The organism is Paraburkholderia megapolitana (assembly GCF_007556815.1).
Lineage (GTDB): Bacteria > Pseudomonadota > Gammaproteobacteria > Burkholderiales > Burkholderiaceae > Paraburkholderia > Paraburkholderia megapolitana.
In genome coordinates, this window is record NZ_CP041745.1 from 4,124,251 (window position 1) to 4,140,000 (window position 15,750).

Sequence of the window (15,750 nt, forward strand, 5' to 3'; positions counted from 1 at the left end):
TTCTCGCAGACATTAGCCGTTCGGTCGGTTGAAAGGGCGAAAAAAAACCGCCCAGTCGAAACTGGGCGGCTCGATCGGTTTGCAGGCCAGGCGGCTTGCGCCGCCAGGTCTTACTCGCCGGAGTGTTGCTGTTCGGCTGCCGGGGTTTCCGGCGTACCGAATTCGAAGGCCTCTTCGGCCGCGATCTGATCGAAACGCTCGCGGTCGGACAGTTCCTTGCTCTTGCGCGCCTTGTGGAACGCGAGACCCGTACCAGCCGGAATCAGACGACCGACGATCACGTTTTCCTTCAGCCCGCGCAGATCGTCGCGCTTGCCCATGATCGCCGCTTCGGTCAGCACGCGGGTCGTTTCCTGGAACGACGCCGCTGAGATGAACGAATCGGTCGACAGCGACGCCTTCGTGATACCGAGCAGCACGTTTTCGTACGTCGCCGGACGCTTGTCTTCCGCGATCATCCGGTCGTTCTCGTCGAGCATGTCCGACCGCTCGACCTGTTCGCCCGGAATGAAGCGCGTATCGCCGTTGTCCGAAATCTGCACACGACGCAGCATCTGACGCACGATCACTTCAATGTGCTTGTCGTTGATCTTCACGCCCTGCAGACGGTACACGTCCTGCACTTCGTCCACGATGTAGCGCGACAGCGCCTCGACGCCCTGCAAACGCAGGATGTCGTGCGGATCGGCCGGTCCGTCGACAATCATTTCGCCCTTGTTGACGACCTGACCATCGTGCACCAGAACCTGCTTTTCCTTCGCGATCAGGAACTCGTGCTGTTCGCCTTCGAGGTCCGTGATAACGAGACGCTGCTTGCCCTTCGTGTCCTTACCGAACGACGTCGTACCCGTGACCTCCGCGAGAATGCCGGCGTCCTTCGGCGAACGTGCTTCGAACAGTTCGGCCACGCGCGGCAGACCACCGGTAATGTCACGCGTCTTCTGCGATTCAGTCGGAATACGTGCGAGCACTTCACCGACCTGCACCTGCTGACCGTCCTTCACGGTGATCAGCGCGCCGACCTGGAAGCCGATCTGCACCGAATGCTCGGTGTTCGGGATCTTCACTTCCTCGCCGGCCGCGTCGAGCAGCTTCACCTGCGGACGCACGCTCTTCGAAGCCTGCGAACCGCGGCGCTTCACGTCGATCACGACGAGCGTCGAAAGCCCCGTCACGTCGTCGATCTGCTTTGCCACCGTCACGCCTTCTTCGACGTTTTCGAACTTCACCGTACCACCGTACTCGGTGATGATCGGACGCGTCATCGGATCCCACGTCGAGAGTTGCGTACCGGCCTTGATCTGCGCACCGTCCAGCTGCAGCAGCGTCGCGCCGTACGGCACCTTGTGACGTTCACGCTCACGGCCGTGGTCGTCGGTGATCATCGCTTCGCCCGAACGCGAGATGACGATCTGCTCGCCCTTCGCGTTGGTGACGTAACGCATCGTCGACGTGAAACGCACCGTACCGTTCGACTTGGCTTCAACCGACGAAGCCACTGCCGCACGCGATGCCGCACCGCCGATGTGGAACGTCCGCATCGTCAACTGGGTACCCGGTTCGCCGATGGACTGAGCAGCGATCACGCCCACTGCTTCGCCGACGTTGACCGACGAGCCGCGGCCGAGGTCGCGGCCGTAGCACGCGGCGCACAGGCCGTAACGCGTTTCGCAGGTGAGCGGCGTACGTACGCGCACTTCGTCGATGCCGAGGCGTTCGATTTCTTCGACCGCATCTTCATCGAGCAGCGTGCCCGATTCGTACAGCGTTTCCTGCGATTCCGGGTTGACGACGTCCGCCACCGCAACGCGGCCGAGAATCCGGTCACGCAGTGCTTCGACGACTTCACCGCCTTCGACGAGTGCCTTCATCGCCACGCCGTTCGACGTGCCGCAATCGTCTTCGACCACCACGAGATCCTGCGTGACGTCGACGAGACGACGCGTCAGGTAACCCGAGTTCGCCGTCTTCAGTGCCGTATCAGCCAGACCCTTACGTGCACCGTGGGTCGAGATGAAGTACTGCAACACGTTCAGGCCTTCGCGGAAGTTCGCCGTAATCGGCGTCTCGATGATCGAGCCGTCCGGCTTCGCCATCAGGCCACGCATACCGGCCAGCTGACGAATCTGGACTGCGGAACCGCGCGCGCCCGAGTCGGCCATCATGTAGATCGAGTTGAACGACTCTTGACGCGTTTCCTTGCCGTCGCGATCGACCACCGGCTCCGTCGACAGCTGTTCCATCATCGCCTTGCCGACCGCTTCCGACGTTGCCGACCAGATGTCGACCACGTTGTTGTAGCGCTCTTGCGACGTGACGAGACCCGACATGTACTGACGGTCGTATTCCTTCACCTTCTTCGCGGCGTCGCCAACGATCGTTTCCTTCTGCGGCGGCACGAGCATGTCGTCGACGCAGATCGAAATACCGGCGCGCGTAGCAAGGCGGAAGCCCGACTGCATCAGCTGGTCGGCGAAGATCACCGTTTCGCGCAGACCGCACTTGCGGAATGCCGTGTTGATCAGACGCGAAATTTCCTTCTTCTTCAGCGGCTTGTTCAGCACCGTGAACGGCAGTCCCGGCGGCAGAATTTCCGACAGGATCGCGCGGCCGACGGTCGTCGCGAACAGCGAGATCTTCGGCACGAACTGCGGTGCGCCTTCCGACGTGTCTTCGTTGCGGACCATTTCGGTGATCCGCACGTTGACGCGCGATGCGAGCTCGACTTCCTTGTTCTCGTACGCACGCAGTGCTTCCGACACGCCCGTGAACGACAGGCCTTCGCCCTTCGCATTCACGGCTTCACGCGTCGCGTAGTACAGGCCGAGCACGATATCCTGCGACGGCACGATCGACGGATCGCCGTTGGCCGGGAACAGGACGTTGTTCGACGCCAGCATCAGCGTGCGTGCTTCCATCTGCGCTTCGAGCGACAGCGGAACGTGAACAGCCATCTGGTCACCGTCGAAGTCGGCGTTGAACGCCGCGCAAACGAGCGGATGCAGCTGGATCGCCTTGCCTTCGATCAGCACCGGCTCGAAAGCCTGAATGCCAAGACGGTGCAGCGTCGGCGCGCGGTTCAGCATGACCGGATGTTCGCGAATGACTTCTTCGAGAATGTCCCACACCACCGGCGTCTGGTTCTCGACTTCCTTCTTCGCAGCCTTGATGGTGGTAGCGACACCCATCACTTCGAGCTTGTTGAAGATGAACGGCTTGAACAGTTCGAGCGCCATCAGCTTCGGCAGACCGCACTGATGCAGCTTGAGCGTCGGGCCGACCACGATGACCGAACGGCCCGAGTAGTCGACGCGCTTGCCCAGCAGGTTCTGACGGAACCGGCCGCCCTTACCCTTGATCATGTCGGCGAGCGACTTCAGCGGACGCTTGTTCGCGCCCGTCATCGCCTTGCCGCGACGACCGTTGTCGAGCAGTGAGTCGACGGCTTCCTGCAGCATCCGCTTTTCGTTGCGGACGATGATTTCAGGCGCCTTCAGTTCGAGCAGACGCTTCAACCGGTTGTTACGGTTGATCACGCGGCGATACAGGTCGTTCAGGTCCGACGTCGCGAAACGGCCGCCGTCGAGCGGCACGAGCGGACGCAGTTCCGGCGGCAGCACCGGCAGCACTTCGAGCACCATCCAGTCAGGCTTGATGCCCGAACGCTGGAATGCCTCGAGCACCTTCAGGCGCTTCGCGTACTTCTTGATCTTCGCTTCCGAACCCGTGTTCTTGAGTTCGGTGCGCAGCATCTCGACCTGTTCGTCGATGTTGATCGCACGCAGCAGCTCGCGCACGCCTTCCGCGCCCATCTCGGCGCGGAATTCGTCACCGTACTCTTCGACCTTGTTGTAGTAATCCTCTTCGGTCATGATCTGCCGCGCTTTCAGCGGCGTCATGCCCGGATCGATCACTACGTATGCTTCGAAGTACAGCACGCGTTCGATGTCGCGCAGCGTCATGTCGAGCACCATGCCCAGACGCGACGGCAGCGACTTCAGGAACCAGATGTGCGCAACCGGCGAGGCCAGTTCGATGTGGCCCATCCGTTCGCGACGCACCTTGGCGAGCGTCACTTCGACGCCGCACTTTTCGCAGATCACGCCGCGGTGCTTCAGACGCTTGTATTTACCGCACAGACATTCGTAGTCCTTGATCGGCCCGAAGATCTTCGCGCAGAACAGACCATCGCGTTCCGGCTTGAACGTACGGTAGTTGATCGTTTCCGGCTTCTTCACCTCACCGAACGACCACGAACGGATCTTGTCTGGCGAGGCCAGACCGATCTTGATCGCGTCAAACACTTCAGGTTGTTGGACTTGCTTGAATAGATCGAGCAGAGCTTTCATTGCTTTCTCTCCGTAGTCCGATTAGTTGCGGTCGAGGTCGATGTCGATACCGAGCGAGCGGATTTCCTTCACCAGCACGTTGAAGGATTCCGGCATGCCTGCATCGATCACGTGATCGCCCTTGACCAGGTTCTCATACACCTTGGTCCGGCCTGTCACGTCATCCGACTTCACCGTCAGCATTTCCTGCAGCACGTACGATGCGCCGTACGCTTCGAGCGCCCACACTTCCATTTCACCGAAGCGCTGACCACCGAACTGCGCCTTGCCGCCCAGAGGTTGCTGCGTCACGAGCGAGTACGGGCCAGTCGAACGTGCGTGCATCTTGTCGTCGACCAAGTGGTGCAGCTTCAGGTAGTGCATGTAGCCGACCGTTACCGATCGCTCGAATGCCTCACCCGTGCGGCCGTCATACAGACGCACCTGGTTCTTCGACTTCGTCATGCCGAGGTTCTGCGCGATGTCGTCCGGGAATGCCAGGTTCAACATGCCCGACATTTCCTCTTCCGTCGCACCGTCGAACACCGGTGTTGCGAACGGCACGCCTTCACGCAGGTTCTTCGCGAGTTCGACGATTTCTTCGTCCGTGAACGTATCGATCTCTTCCGCGCGGCCCGACTCGTTGTAGATCTTGGTCAGGAATTCGCGCAGTTCGGCAATCTTCGCCTGACGCTGCAGCATTTCGCCAATCCGCCAGCCGAGACCCTTCGCAGCCCAGCCCAGATGCACTTCGAGCACCTGCCCGACGTTCATCCGCGACGGCACGCCAAGCGGGTTCAGCACGACGTCGGCCGGACGGCCATCGGCCATGTACGGCATGTCTTCGATCGGCACGATCTTCGACACGACACCCTTGTTACCGTGACGACCGGCCATCTTGTCGCCAGGTTGCAGGCGGCGCTTCACCGCGAGGTACACCTTGACCATCTTCAGCACGCCCGGCGGCAGTTCGTCGCCTTGCGTGAGCTTCTTGCGCTTTTCTTCGAACGCCAGATCGAACTGGTGACGCTTCTGTTCGATCGAGTCCTTGATCGCTTCGAGCTGTGCCGCTGCTTCTTCGTCCGCGAGGCGGATGTCGAACCAGTGGTAGTGATCGAGATCTTCCAGGTAAGCCTGTTCGATCTTCGTTCCCTTCGCGAGCTTCTTCGGACCGCCGTTCGCGACCTTGCCGACGAGCATCCGTGCGAGACGCTGGAATGCATCGCCTTCCACGATACGCAGCTGGTCGTTCAGGTCGAGGCGATAGCGCTTCAGTTCATCGTCGATGATCTGTTGCGCGCGCTTGTCGCGCTGGATGCCTTCACGCGTGAACACCTGCACGTCGATGACCGTGCCGCTCATGCCCGACGGCACGCGCAGCGACGTATCCTTCACGTCCGAAGCCTTCTCACCGAAGATCGCGCGCAGCAGCTTTTCTTCCGGCGTCAGCTGGGTTTCGCCCTTCGGCGTCACCTTACCGACCAGCACGTCGCCTGCTTCGACTTCCGCGCCGATGTACACGATGCCCGACTCGTCGAGACGGCCAAGCTGTACTTCTGCGAGATTCGAAATGTCGCGCGTGATTTCTTCTGGTCCGAGCTTCGTGTCGCGAGCCACGACGTTCAGTTCTTCGATGTGGATCGACGTGTAACGATCGTCGGCAACCACCTTCTCCGAGATCAAGATCGAATCTTCGAAGTTGTAGCCGTTCCACGGCATGAACGCGACCAGCATGTTCTGGCCGAGAGCCAGTTCGCCGAGATCGGTCGATGCGCCGTCAGCCAGCACGTCGCCACGCGACACGATGTCGCCGACCTTCACGATCGGGCGCTGGTTGATGTTCGTGTTCTGGTTCGAACGCGTGTACTTGATCAGGTTGTAGATGTCCACGCCGACGTCGCCAGCAGCGGCTTCGTCATCGTTCACGCGAATCACCATACGGCCTGCGTCGACGTAATCGACCACGCCACCGCGGAATGCCTGAACCGTCGTACCCGAGTCGACTGCCACCGTGCGCTCAATACCCGTACCGACCACGGCCTTCTCAGGACGCAGACACGGCACAGCCTGACGCTGCATGTTCGAACCCATCAATGCGCGGTTCGCGTCATCGTGTTCCAGGAACGGAATCAGCGATGCGGCCACCGAGACGATCTGCGACGGCGCCACGTCCATGTACTGGATGCGGTCCGGCGTGACCATCAGCGTTTCGCCCGCTTCACGCGACGATACGAGTTCGTCGGTCAGCGAGCCGTCAGCCGCCACCGCCGCGTTCGCCTGAGCGATCACGTAACGGCCTTCTTCGATCGCCGACAGATAGTCGATCTGATCCGTCACCTTGCTGTCCACAACCTTGCGATACGGCGTTTCGAGGAAGCCGTATTCGTTCAGGTGCGCGTACAGTGCGAGCGAGTTGATCAGGCCGATGTTCGGACCTTCCGGCGTTTCAATCGGGCACACGCGGCCATAGTGGGTCGGGTGCACGTCGCGGACTTCAAAGCCAGCGCGCTCGCGCGTCAGACCGCCCGGTCCAAGTGCCGATACGCGGCGCTTGTGGGTGATTTCCGACAGCGGGTTGGTCTGGTCCATGAACTGCGACAGCTGCGACGAACCGAAGAACTCGCGAATCGCCGACGAAATCGGCTTCGAGTTGATCAGGTCGTGCGGCATCAGGTTTTCGCTTTCGGCCTGGCCGAGGCGTTCCTTCACCGCGCGCTCGACACGCACGAGACCGGCGCGGAACTGGTTTTCCGCCAGTTCGCCGACGCAACGCACACGACGGTTACCCAGGTGGTCGATGTCGTCGACTTCGCCCTTGCCGTTACGCAGCTCAACGAGGATCTTGATCGTCGCAAGGATGTCGTCGTCCAGCAGCGTCATCGGGCCGACGATCTCGTCGCGGCCGACCCGGCGATTGAACTTCATGCGGCCGACCTTCGACAGGTCGTACGCATCTTCGCTATAGAACAGACGGTTGAACAACGCCTCGACCGCTTCTTCGGTCGGCGGTTCGCCCGGGCGCATCATGCGGTAGATCGCGATGCGGGCTGCCATGCGGTCGGCCGTTTCGTCGATACGCAGCGTCGACGAGATGTACGGACCTTGATCCAGATCGTTCGTGTAGAGCGTCTGGATGTCCTTGATCTTCGCTTCGCGCAGCTTCTCGAGAACGGTTTCGGTGATTTCGTCGTTCGCGTTCGCAATCACTTCGCCGGTATCGCCGTCGACTACGTTCTTCGCCAGCACGCGGCCGAGCAGGTAGTCTTCCGGAACCGAGATGAACTTGGTCTTCGCGTTTTCGAGGTCGCGAATGTGCTTCGCGTTGATCCGCTTGTCCTTCTGGACAATCACGTTGCCGTCGCGATCCGAAATGTCGAAACGCGCGACTTCACCGCGCAGACGCTCCGGCACGAACTCCATCTGTGCGCCTTCCGGCATCAGAGCGAAGTTATCGAACACGAAGAAGTTTGCGAGGATCTGTTCCGGCGTGAGGCCGATCGCCTTCAGCAGGATCGTGACCGGCATCTTGCGGCGACGGTCGACACGGAAGTACAGCACGTCCTTCGGGTCGAATTCGAAGTCGAGCCACGAACCGCGGTACGGAATAATCCGCGCTGAGAACAGCAGCTTGCCCGAGCTGTGCGTCTTGCCCTTGTCGTGTTCGAAGAACACACCAGGCGAGCGGTGCAGCTGCGAGACGATCACGCGTTCCGTGCCGTTGATGACGAACGAACCCGTCGGCGTCATGAGCGGAATTTCGCCCATGTACACCTCTTGTTCCTTCACTTCCTTCACGACCGGCTTGCTCGGCGACTCTTTATCGAGCAGCACGAGGCGCACCTTGGCACGCAGGGCGGAACAGTACGTCAAGCCGCGCTGCTGGCATTCCTTGATGTTGAATGCCGGCGACGACAGCATGTAGCTGACGAACTCAAGACGGGCGAACCCGTTGTGCGAAACGATTGGAAAAACAGACGTAAACGCAGCCTGCAGGCCTTCCGGCTTGCGCTGCGTTGCAGCCACGTCTGCTTGCAGAAACGTGCTGAATGATTCAAGCTGGGTAGCCAGCAGGAAAGGTACTTGGTGAACGATGGGGCGCTTCGCAAAGCTCTTGCGAATACGCTTCTTCTCGGTGAAGGAATATTGCATACGATCTCCGAATCACGGCGGGCATTGTTGTCGAGGCAGGATACCTGGATGAGACAACCCGAGTGTTCACCGACTGAGACCCGATGGCCGTCCGATGGCCTGAACGAGCCTAAAAGCTTGGTGGTTGGCCGCTACCAACCGCTGGCTGACGGCAGCGGATGCCTATGTTGCCCGCTGCCCGACCAAACTTGCCTTCTGCAGTCGCTTCAGAAGACAAAGAGAAACGCCGGTCGACATTACCGAAAGACGATTCTCTTTGGCTTCTGGGGCCTCCGTTATTGCCGATACGACCCTGCAAAAACGTAGTCCCCACAAAGCACAAAAAGGCCGGCGGTGGAAAACCGCCAGCCTTCGCGCAGCACGCTGAAACTTACTTGATTTCAGCCTTCGCGCCAGCTTCTTCCAGCTTCTTCTTGGCTTCTTCAGCTGCAGCCTTCGGTACCGCTTCCTTCACAGGCTTCGGTGCACCGTCGACCAGGTCCTTCGCTTCCTTCAGGCCGAGACCCGTCAGTTCGCGAACAGCCTTAATGACCGAAACCTTGTTCGCGCCGACTTCCGTCAGGTTGACCGTGAATTCGGTTTGCTCTTCAGCAACGGCTGCTGCGCCGCCGCCTGCCGGGCCTGCCACTGCAACAGCAGCTGCCGACACGCCAAACTTTTCTTCGAACGCCTTGACCAGCTCGTTCAGTTCCAGAACCGACATCGAGCCTACGGCTTCGAGGATGTCTTCTTTTGCGATTGCCATTTGAAATACTCCTAAATTGAATTCGGATACAGCTAGCGATCGATTACGCTCAACCGATGTGCGTCACGCACTGCCTGAAATTCAGGCAGCTTCGGCTTCTTCGCCCTTCTTCGCGGCCAGTGCGCCAAGAGCGCGCGCGAAGCCGGAGACGGGTGCCTGCATAACGAACAGCAGCTTGGAGAGCAGTTCCTCGCGGCTCGGGATGGAAGCCAGCGCTTGCACGCCCGCCTTGTCCATCACGTTGCCTTCGTAGGAACCGGCCTTGATGATCAACTTGTCATTGCTCTTGCTAAAGTCATTGACGACCTTCGCAGCAGCAATTGCATCTTCAGAGATGCCGTAGATCAGAGGACCGGTCATCTGCTCAGCCAGCGGAGCAAACGGGGTACCTTCAACAGCGCGACGCGCCAGCGTGTTTTTCAACACGCGCAGATACACCTGTTGCTCGCGCGCTTTCGCGCGCAGCTTGGTCAGATCGCCAACCGCGATTCCACGATATTCGGCCAGAACGACGGTCTGGGCTTTCGCGACTTGCGCGGCAACCTCAGCGACGACGGCCTGCTTACTTTCTTTGTTGAGTGGCACGGTTAACCTCCAGATTCGATACACGCAGCGGATGCTTTGCATATCGCATTCAACAACGGCGTCCGACCAGTCAGGAGCATTTCGACCGCCTGCTAACCGCATTGCTGCGGGTACCAAACGGCTTCAGCACTACAAAACCATTTCGGGTTCGCCATCTGCGTTGGCTTTGCATTAAGAGAACACCTGCCTGCTGCGTTCCCGCCAACGGTCTTTGACAACCGGTCGTTCGATGCACACTGCCATCTCGCGACCGCCCAAAGCCCTTAAAAACCGCCTCGACTCGCGTCGAAGCGATCAGTTCTTTTACTGTGCTGTGAGCGATGCCTGGTCGACGCGTACGCCGACACCCATCGTGCTCGACAACGCGACCTTACGCAGGTACACACCCTTGCTCGTTGCCGGCTTCGCTTTTTGCAGCGCTTCGACGAGAGCATTCAGGTTGCTGCGCAGCGCCGTTGCTTCGAACGAAGCACGACCGATGGTGGCGTGGATGATCCCGGCCTTGTCGACACGGAACTGCACCTGACCAGCCTTGGCGTTCTTCACAGCGGTTGCGACGTCCGGCGTCACGGTACCGACCTTCGGATTCGGCATCAAACCGCGCGGGCCGAGGATCTGACCCAGCGTACCGACCACGCGCATCGTGTCCGGCGAAGCGATCACGACGTCGAAGTTCAGGTTACCGGCCTTGACCTGTTCAGCCAGGTCTTCCATACCGACGATTTCCGCGCCGGCTGCACGAGCTTGTTCAGCCTTTTCGCCCTGAGCGAACACGGCGACGCGCACCGACTTGCCGGTACCGGCAGGCAGCACGACCGAGCCGCGAACGACCTGGTCCGACTTCTTCGCATCGATGCCGAGTTGCACAGCAACGTCGATCGATTCGTTGAATTTCGCGTTCGCGCACTCTTTGACGAGCGTCAGCGCTTCGTCGATTGCGTAGAGCTTCTGGGCATCGATCTTCGATGCGAAAGCTTGCAGACGCTTAGAAAGCTTGGCCATTTACACGCCCTCCACGGTGATGCCCATCGAGCGGGCGCTACCAGCGATCGTACGAACCGCTGCGTCGAGATCAGCTGCCGTAAGATCCGGCATCTTGGCCTTCGCGATGTCTTCAGCTTGAGCGCGCGTGATCTTGCCGACCTTGTCGGTGTGCGGCTTGGCCGAACCCTTGTCGATCTTCGCTGCTTTCTTGATCAGAACCGTAGCCGGCGGCGTCTTCAGGACGAACGTGAAGCTCTTGTCCGCAAACGCGGTAATCACGACCGGGATCGGCAGACCGGGTTCCATCGCTTGAGTCTGCGCGTTGAACGCCTTGCAGAACTCCATGATGTTCAAACCGCGCTGACCCAGTGCCGGACCGACCGGCGGCGACGGGTTGGCTTTACCTGCAGGAATCTGCAGCTTGATAAAGCCGATGATTTTCTTTGCCATGTTGAAAACCTCGTTGGAACGCGTTAGCGTTCAGGTGAGTAGTAACGCGCTTTCATCGAAAAAACCGACTACTGACGCTCCTCAACGGCCATTACGCGGACCGTAAGCGCGAAAACCGGGGCGCGCCAGACGGCGCGCCCCGCAAAAATCTGGATTACAACTTCTCGACCTGGCCGAATTCCAGCTCGACCGGCGTTGCACGGCCGAAAATCGTCACGGACACGCGAACACGCGACTTCTCGTAGTTCACTTCCTCGACGCTGCCGTTGAAGTCCGTGAACGGACCGTCCTTCACGCGCACCATCTCGCCGACTTCGAACAGGGTCTTCGGGCGCGGCTTCTCCACACCTTCCTGCATCTGCGACATGATCTTCTCGACTTCCCGCGGGGAAATCGGGCTCGGACGATTGCGCGCACCACCAACAAAACCGGTCACCTTTGCGGTGTTCTTCACCAGGTGCCACGTTTCGTCCGTCATTTCCATTTCCACGAGCACATAGCCCGGGAAGAAACGACGCTCGGTCACCGATTTGTGACCGCCCTTCACCTCAACCACCTCTTCGGTCGGCACGAGGATCTGGCCAAACTTGTCCTGCATGCCAGCGCGATCGATGCGCTCCTGAAGCGCACGTTGCACGCTCTTCTCCATGCCGGAGTAGGCGTGCACCACATACCAACGCTTGCCGCTCGGGGATGCCGGAGTATCGCTCATGTCATTTCCAACCCAGAATCACCGAGAAAATCGCCCATTCAATGGATTTGTCGCTGATCCAGAGAAATATCGCCATGACGAATACGAAGGCAAACACCACGAGGGTCGTCTGGGTAGCCTCTTTACGAGTGGGCCACACGACCTTGCGGACTTCCTTGTACGAGTCTTTGGCGAACGCGATGAAACCCTTGCCGGGCGCGGAGATAAGACCGACCGCCACACCCGCGATCACACCAACTGCCAAGGCTGCACCGCGGACGTACCACTCCTGGCTACCAAGCCAGAAGAACCCTACGAACCCGGCCAAGACCAACAATACGCCTGCGGCCAGCGTTAGCTTGTCGCCAGAAGTATTTACAGTTTCGACGGAAGGATTCGCCATAACACCTTAACGAGCGCCACATTAGCGCGAGATTGGCAGGGGCAGAGGGAATCGAACCCCCAACCTTCGGTTTTGGAGACCGACGCTCTGCCAGTTGAGCTATACCCCTAAACCATTTTGGGGTTGACGACATCGCCAACCCCGAAACAACCGATCAACGAGAAGTAACTGGCTTACTCGAGGATCTTGGCAACGACACCAGCGCCGACGGTACGACCACCTTCGCGGATAGCGAAGCGCAGGCCTTCTTCCATGGCGATCGGGTTGATCAGCTTCACCGTGATCGTCACGTTGTCGCCCGGCATCACCATTTCCTTGTCCTTCGGCAGCTCGATCGAGCCCGTCACGTCCGTCGTACGGAAGTAGAACTGCGGACGGTAGTTGTTGAAGAACGGCGTATGACGGCCGCCTTCATCCTTGCTCAGCACGTACACTTCGGCCGTGAAGTGCGTGTGCGGGTTGATCGAACCCGGCTTGGCCAGCACCTGGCCACGCTCCACGTCTTCACGCTTCGTGCCGCGCAGCAGGATACCCACGTTGTCGCCCGCCTGACCCTGGTCGAGCAGCTTGCGGAACATTTCCACGCCCGTGCACGTCGTCTTCACCGTCGGCTTGATCCCGACGATTTCGATTTCTTCGCCGACCTTCACCACGCCGCGCTCAACCCGGCCCGTCACCACCGTACCGCGACCCGAGATCGAGAACACGTCTTCCACCGGCATCAGGAATGCGCCGTCCACTGCGCGCTCCGGCGTCGGGATGTACGTGTCCAGTGCGTCGGCCAGGTTCATGATCGCCACTTCACCCAGTTCGCCCTTGTCGCCTTCCAGCGCCAGCTTGGCCGAACCCTTGATGATCGGCGTGTCGTCGCCCGGGAAGTCGTACTTCGACAGAAGTTCGCGAACTTCCATTTCCACCAGCTCCAGCAGCTCGGCGTCGTCCACCATGTCGCACTTGTTCAGGAACACGATGATGTACGGCACACCGACCTGACGCGCCAGCAGGATGTGCTCACGCGTTTGCGGCATCGGGCCGTCAGCGGCCGAGCACACCAGGATTGCGCCGTCCATCTGCGCTGCGCCCGTGATCATGTTCTTCACATAGTCAGCGTGGCCCGGGCAGTCAACGTGCGCGTAGTGGCGGTTCGCCGTTTCGTACTCCACGTGCGCCGTGTTGATCGTGATACCGCGCGCCTTTTCTTCCGGCGCTGCGTCGATCTGGTCGTACGCCTTCGCTTCGCCGCCGAACTTCGCGGTCAGCACCGTCGTGATCGCTGCCGTCAGCGTGGTCTTGCCGTGGTCAACGTGACCGATCGTGCCAACGTTCACGTGCGGCTTCGTCCGCTCAAACTTACCCTTGGCCATTTCCGACTCCTAAGAGGATTTCCGTACGTTGCGCGAGGCGCAAACAGTCACTAGCTACTTGCTGGTGCCCATGGGCAGGATCGAACTGCCGACCTCTCCCTTACCAAGGGAGTGCTCTACCACTGAGCCACATGGGCGCTACATCTCAACACTGGAGCGGGTGAAGGGAATCGAACCCTCGTCATAAGCTTGGAAGGCTTCTGCTCTACCATTGAGCTACACCCGCAAGGATCCTGTCGATTCCCTCTACTTCGCTTGCATTCTGGTGGAGGAGGTTGGATTCGAACCAACGTAGGCGTAAGCCAACAGATTTACAGTCTGCCCCCTTTAGCCACTCGGGCACCCCTCCGAAGAGAACTGATGATTATGGGGGAGCAACAACGTGCTGTCAAGTGCGCTACCGCTCCCAAACCATGAAGCTCTCACTTAATACACCAGAAACGCCAAGCCCCCGCGAGCGAAATGGCTGGCGGGGGCGAGGGTTACAGCATGAGGAGCCTGACGATTACCTACTTTCACACGGGCAATCCGCACTATCATCGGCGTGGAGTCGTTTCACGGTCCTGTTCGGGATGGGAAGGGGTGGTACCGACACGCTATGGTCATCAGGCATGACTTGTTGCTGTGTCGCCTTTGAGGGCGCTACAGCCAATCTGGAAGAAGTAGTTGAGAGGAAGCCTCTCGTTTGGGGTTGTGCGTATCGTGCACAACACTGATCTCAACCGGTGGTGTCTTGCCCCCGTTCGGGGGTGGTCCTGAGTAAGTGCTGAAGCACTAACTCATGACGTAAAACACACCTGTTATAGGATCAAGCCTTACGGGCAATTAGTATCAGTTAGCTTAACGCATTACTGCGCTTCCACACCTGACCTATCAACGTCCTGGTCTTGAACGACCCTTCAAGGGGCTCGAAGCCCCGGGGATATCTCATCTTAAGGCGAGTTTCCCGCTTAGATGCTTTCAGCGGTTATCTCTTCCGAACATAGCTACCCGGCGATGCCACTGGCGTGACAACCGGTACACCAGAGGTTCGTCCACTCCGGTCCTCTCGTACTAGGAGCAGCCCCCTTCAAATATCCAGCGCCCACGGCAGATAGGGACCAAACTGTCTCACGACGTTTTAAACCCAGCTCACGTACCTCTTTAAATGGCGAACAGCCATACCCTTGGGACCGGCTACAGCCCCAGGATGAGATGAGCCGACATCGAGGTGCCAAACACCGCCGTCGATATGAACTCTTGGGCGGTATCAGCCTGTTATCCCCAGAGTACCTTTTATCCGTTGAGCGATGGCCCTTCCATACAGAACCACCGGATCACTATGACCTGCTTTCGCACCTGCTCGACTTGTCGGTCTCGCAGTTAAGCACGCTTATGCCATTGCACTATCAGCACGATTTCCGACCGTACCTAGCGTACCTTCGTACTCCTCCGTTACACTTTGGGAGGAGACCGCCCCAGTCAAACTGCCTGCCATGCACTGTCCCCGACCCGGATAACGGGCCAAGGTTAGAACCTCAAACAAACCAGGGTGGTATTTCAAGGACGGCTCCACGCAGACTGGCGTCCACGCTTCAAAGCCTCCCACCTATCCTACACAGACCGGTTCAAAGTCCAATGCAAAGCTGCAGTAAAGGTTCATGGGGTCTTTCCGTCTAGCCGCGGGGAGATTGCATCATCACAAACACTTCAACTTCGCTGAGTCTCGGGAGGAGACAGTGTGGCCATCGTTACGCCATTCGTGCAGGTCGGAACTTACCCGACAAGGAATTTCGCTACCTTAGGACCGTTATAGTTACGGCCGCCGTTTACCGGGACTTCAATCAAGAGCTTGCACCCCATCATTTAATCTTCCGGCACCGGGCAGGCGTCACACCCTATACGTCCACTTTCGTGTTTGCAGAGTGCTGTGTTTTTATTAAACAGTCGCAGCCACCAGTTTATTGCAACCCCTTCACCCTCCTGGCGCAGGCCAGTCAAGCTACAGGGGCGTACCTTATCCCGAAGTTACGGTACCAATTTGCCGAGTTCCTTCTCCCGAGTTCTCTCAA

The 15,750-nt window shown here is 59.2% G+C and carries 9 protein-coding genes, 4 tRNA genes and 2 rRNA genes (1 of these 15 only partly in view); all 15 read right to left on the bottom strand.

What is annotated here, in order from left to right:
• Positions 1-110: 110 nt before the first annotated feature.
• Positions 111-4,349, bottom strand: coding sequence for a DNA-directed RNA polymerase subunit beta' (rpoC, locus tag FNZ07_RS31850; protein WP_091019593.1), 4,239 nt, complete (start codon positions 4,347-4,349; stop codon positions 111-113).
• A 21-nt stretch (positions 4,350-4,370) separates the two neighbouring features.
• Positions 4,371-8,477 carry a DNA-directed RNA polymerase subunit beta gene (rpoB, locus tag FNZ07_RS31855; RefSeq protein WP_091019591.1) on the bottom strand — a complete coding sequence of 1,369 codons (4,107 nt, stop codon included), beginning with the start codon at positions 8,475-8,477 and terminating at the stop codon, positions 4,371-4,373.
• A gap of 370 nt (positions 8,478-8,847) precedes the next feature.
• A complete protein-coding gene (rplL, locus tag FNZ07_RS31860) occupies positions 8,848-9,222 on the bottom strand; it encodes a 50S ribosomal protein L7/L12 (RefSeq protein ID WP_091019589.1) in 375 nt (124 codons plus the stop codon).
• A gap of 81 nt (positions 9,223-9,303) precedes the next feature.
• Positions 9,304-9,849: a 50S ribosomal protein L10 gene (gene rplJ, locus FNZ07_RS31865; protein ID WP_177228341.1), complete on the bottom strand. Its 546-nt coding sequence runs from the start codon at positions 9,847-9,849 to the stop codon at positions 9,304-9,306.
• Between the two features lie 261 nt (positions 9,850-10,110).
• Positions 10,111-10,809 carry a 50S ribosomal protein L1 gene (gene rplA / locus FNZ07_RS31870; RefSeq protein ID WP_091019585.1) on the bottom strand — a complete coding sequence of 233 codons (699 nt, stop codon included), beginning with the start codon at positions 10,807-10,809 and terminating at the stop codon, positions 10,111-10,113.
• Complete coding sequence (gene rplK, locus FNZ07_RS31875; protein ID WP_074262715.1) at positions 10,810-11,241, bottom strand: 50S ribosomal protein L11; 432 nt, start codon at positions 11,239-11,241, stop codon at positions 10,810-10,812. It lies immediately after the preceding gene.
• A 154-nt stretch (positions 11,242-11,395) separates the two neighbouring features.
• The gene (gene nusG / locus FNZ07_RS31880; protein ID WP_027797944.1) at positions 11,396-11,953 is read right to left on the bottom strand and encodes a transcription termination/antitermination protein NusG; all 558 of its coding nucleotides are present in this window, start codon (positions 11,951-11,953) and stop codon (positions 11,396-11,398) included.
• Between the two features lies 1 nt (position 11,954).
• Complete coding sequence (secE, locus tag FNZ07_RS31885) at positions 11,955-12,335, bottom strand: preprotein translocase subunit SecE (protein WP_091019583.1); 381 nt, start codon at positions 12,333-12,335, stop codon at positions 11,955-11,957.
• A 33-nt stretch (positions 12,336-12,368) separates the two neighbouring features.
• Positions 12,369-12,444 (bottom strand) — tRNA-Trp (locus FNZ07_RS31890).
• Positions 12,445-12,508: 64 nt separating this feature from the next.
• A complete protein-coding gene (gene tuf, locus FNZ07_RS31895) occupies positions 12,509-13,699 on the bottom strand; it encodes an elongation factor Tu (protein ID WP_091019580.1) in 1,191 nt (396 codons plus the stop codon).
• A gap of 62 nt (positions 13,700-13,761) precedes the next feature.
• Positions 13,762-13,836 (bottom strand) — tRNA-Thr (locus tag FNZ07_RS31900).
• Between the two features lie 15 nt (positions 13,837-13,851).
• Positions 13,852-13,925 (bottom strand) — tRNA-Gly (locus FNZ07_RS31905).
• A 37-nt stretch (positions 13,926-13,962) separates the two neighbouring features.
• Positions 13,963-14,048 (bottom strand) — tRNA-Tyr (locus tag FNZ07_RS31910).
• Positions 14,049-14,195: 147 nt separating this feature from the next.
• A 5S ribosomal RNA gene (gene rrf, locus FNZ07_RS31915) occupies positions 14,196-14,309 on the bottom strand.
• A 194-nt stretch (positions 14,310-14,503) separates the two neighbouring features.
• Positions 14,504-15,750 (bottom strand): 23S ribosomal RNA (locus tag FNZ07_RS31920); it runs 1,634 nt beyond the window's last position.

Bases quoted from the DNA above. Each gene is read 5' to 3' on its own strand.
- rpoC (WP_091019593.1), bottom strand. From the start codon at position 4,349: ATGAAAGCTCTGCTCGATCTATTCAAGCAAGTCCAACAACCTGAAGTG.
- rpoB (WP_091019591.1), bottom strand. From the start codon at position 8,477: ATGCAATATTCCTTCACCGAGAAGAAGCGTATTCGCAAGAGCTTTGCG.
- rplL (WP_091019589.1), bottom strand. From the start codon at position 9,222: ATGGCAATCGCAAAAGAAGACATCCTCGAAGCCGTAGGCTCGATGTCG.
- rplJ (WP_177228341.1), bottom strand. From the start codon at position 9,849: ATGCAAAGCATCCGCTGCGTGTATCGAATCTGGAGGTTAACCGTGCCA.
- rplA (WP_091019585.1), bottom strand. From the start codon at position 10,809: ATGGCCAAGCTTTCTAAGCGTCTGCAAGCTTTCGCATCGAAGATCGAT.
- rplK (WP_074262715.1), bottom strand. From the start codon at position 11,241: ATGGCAAAGAAAATCATCGGCTTTATCAAGCTGCAGATTCCTGCAGGT.
- nusG (WP_027797944.1), bottom strand. From the start codon at position 11,953: ATGAGCGATACTCCGGCATCCCCGAGCGGCAAGCGTTGGTATGTGGTG.
- secE (WP_091019583.1), bottom strand. From the start codon at position 12,335: ATGGCGAATCCTTCCGTCGAAACTGTAAATACTTCTGGCGACAAGCTA.
- tuf (WP_091019580.1), bottom strand. From the start codon at position 13,699: ATGGCCAAGGGTAAGTTTGAGCGGACGAAGCCGCACGTGAACGTTGGC.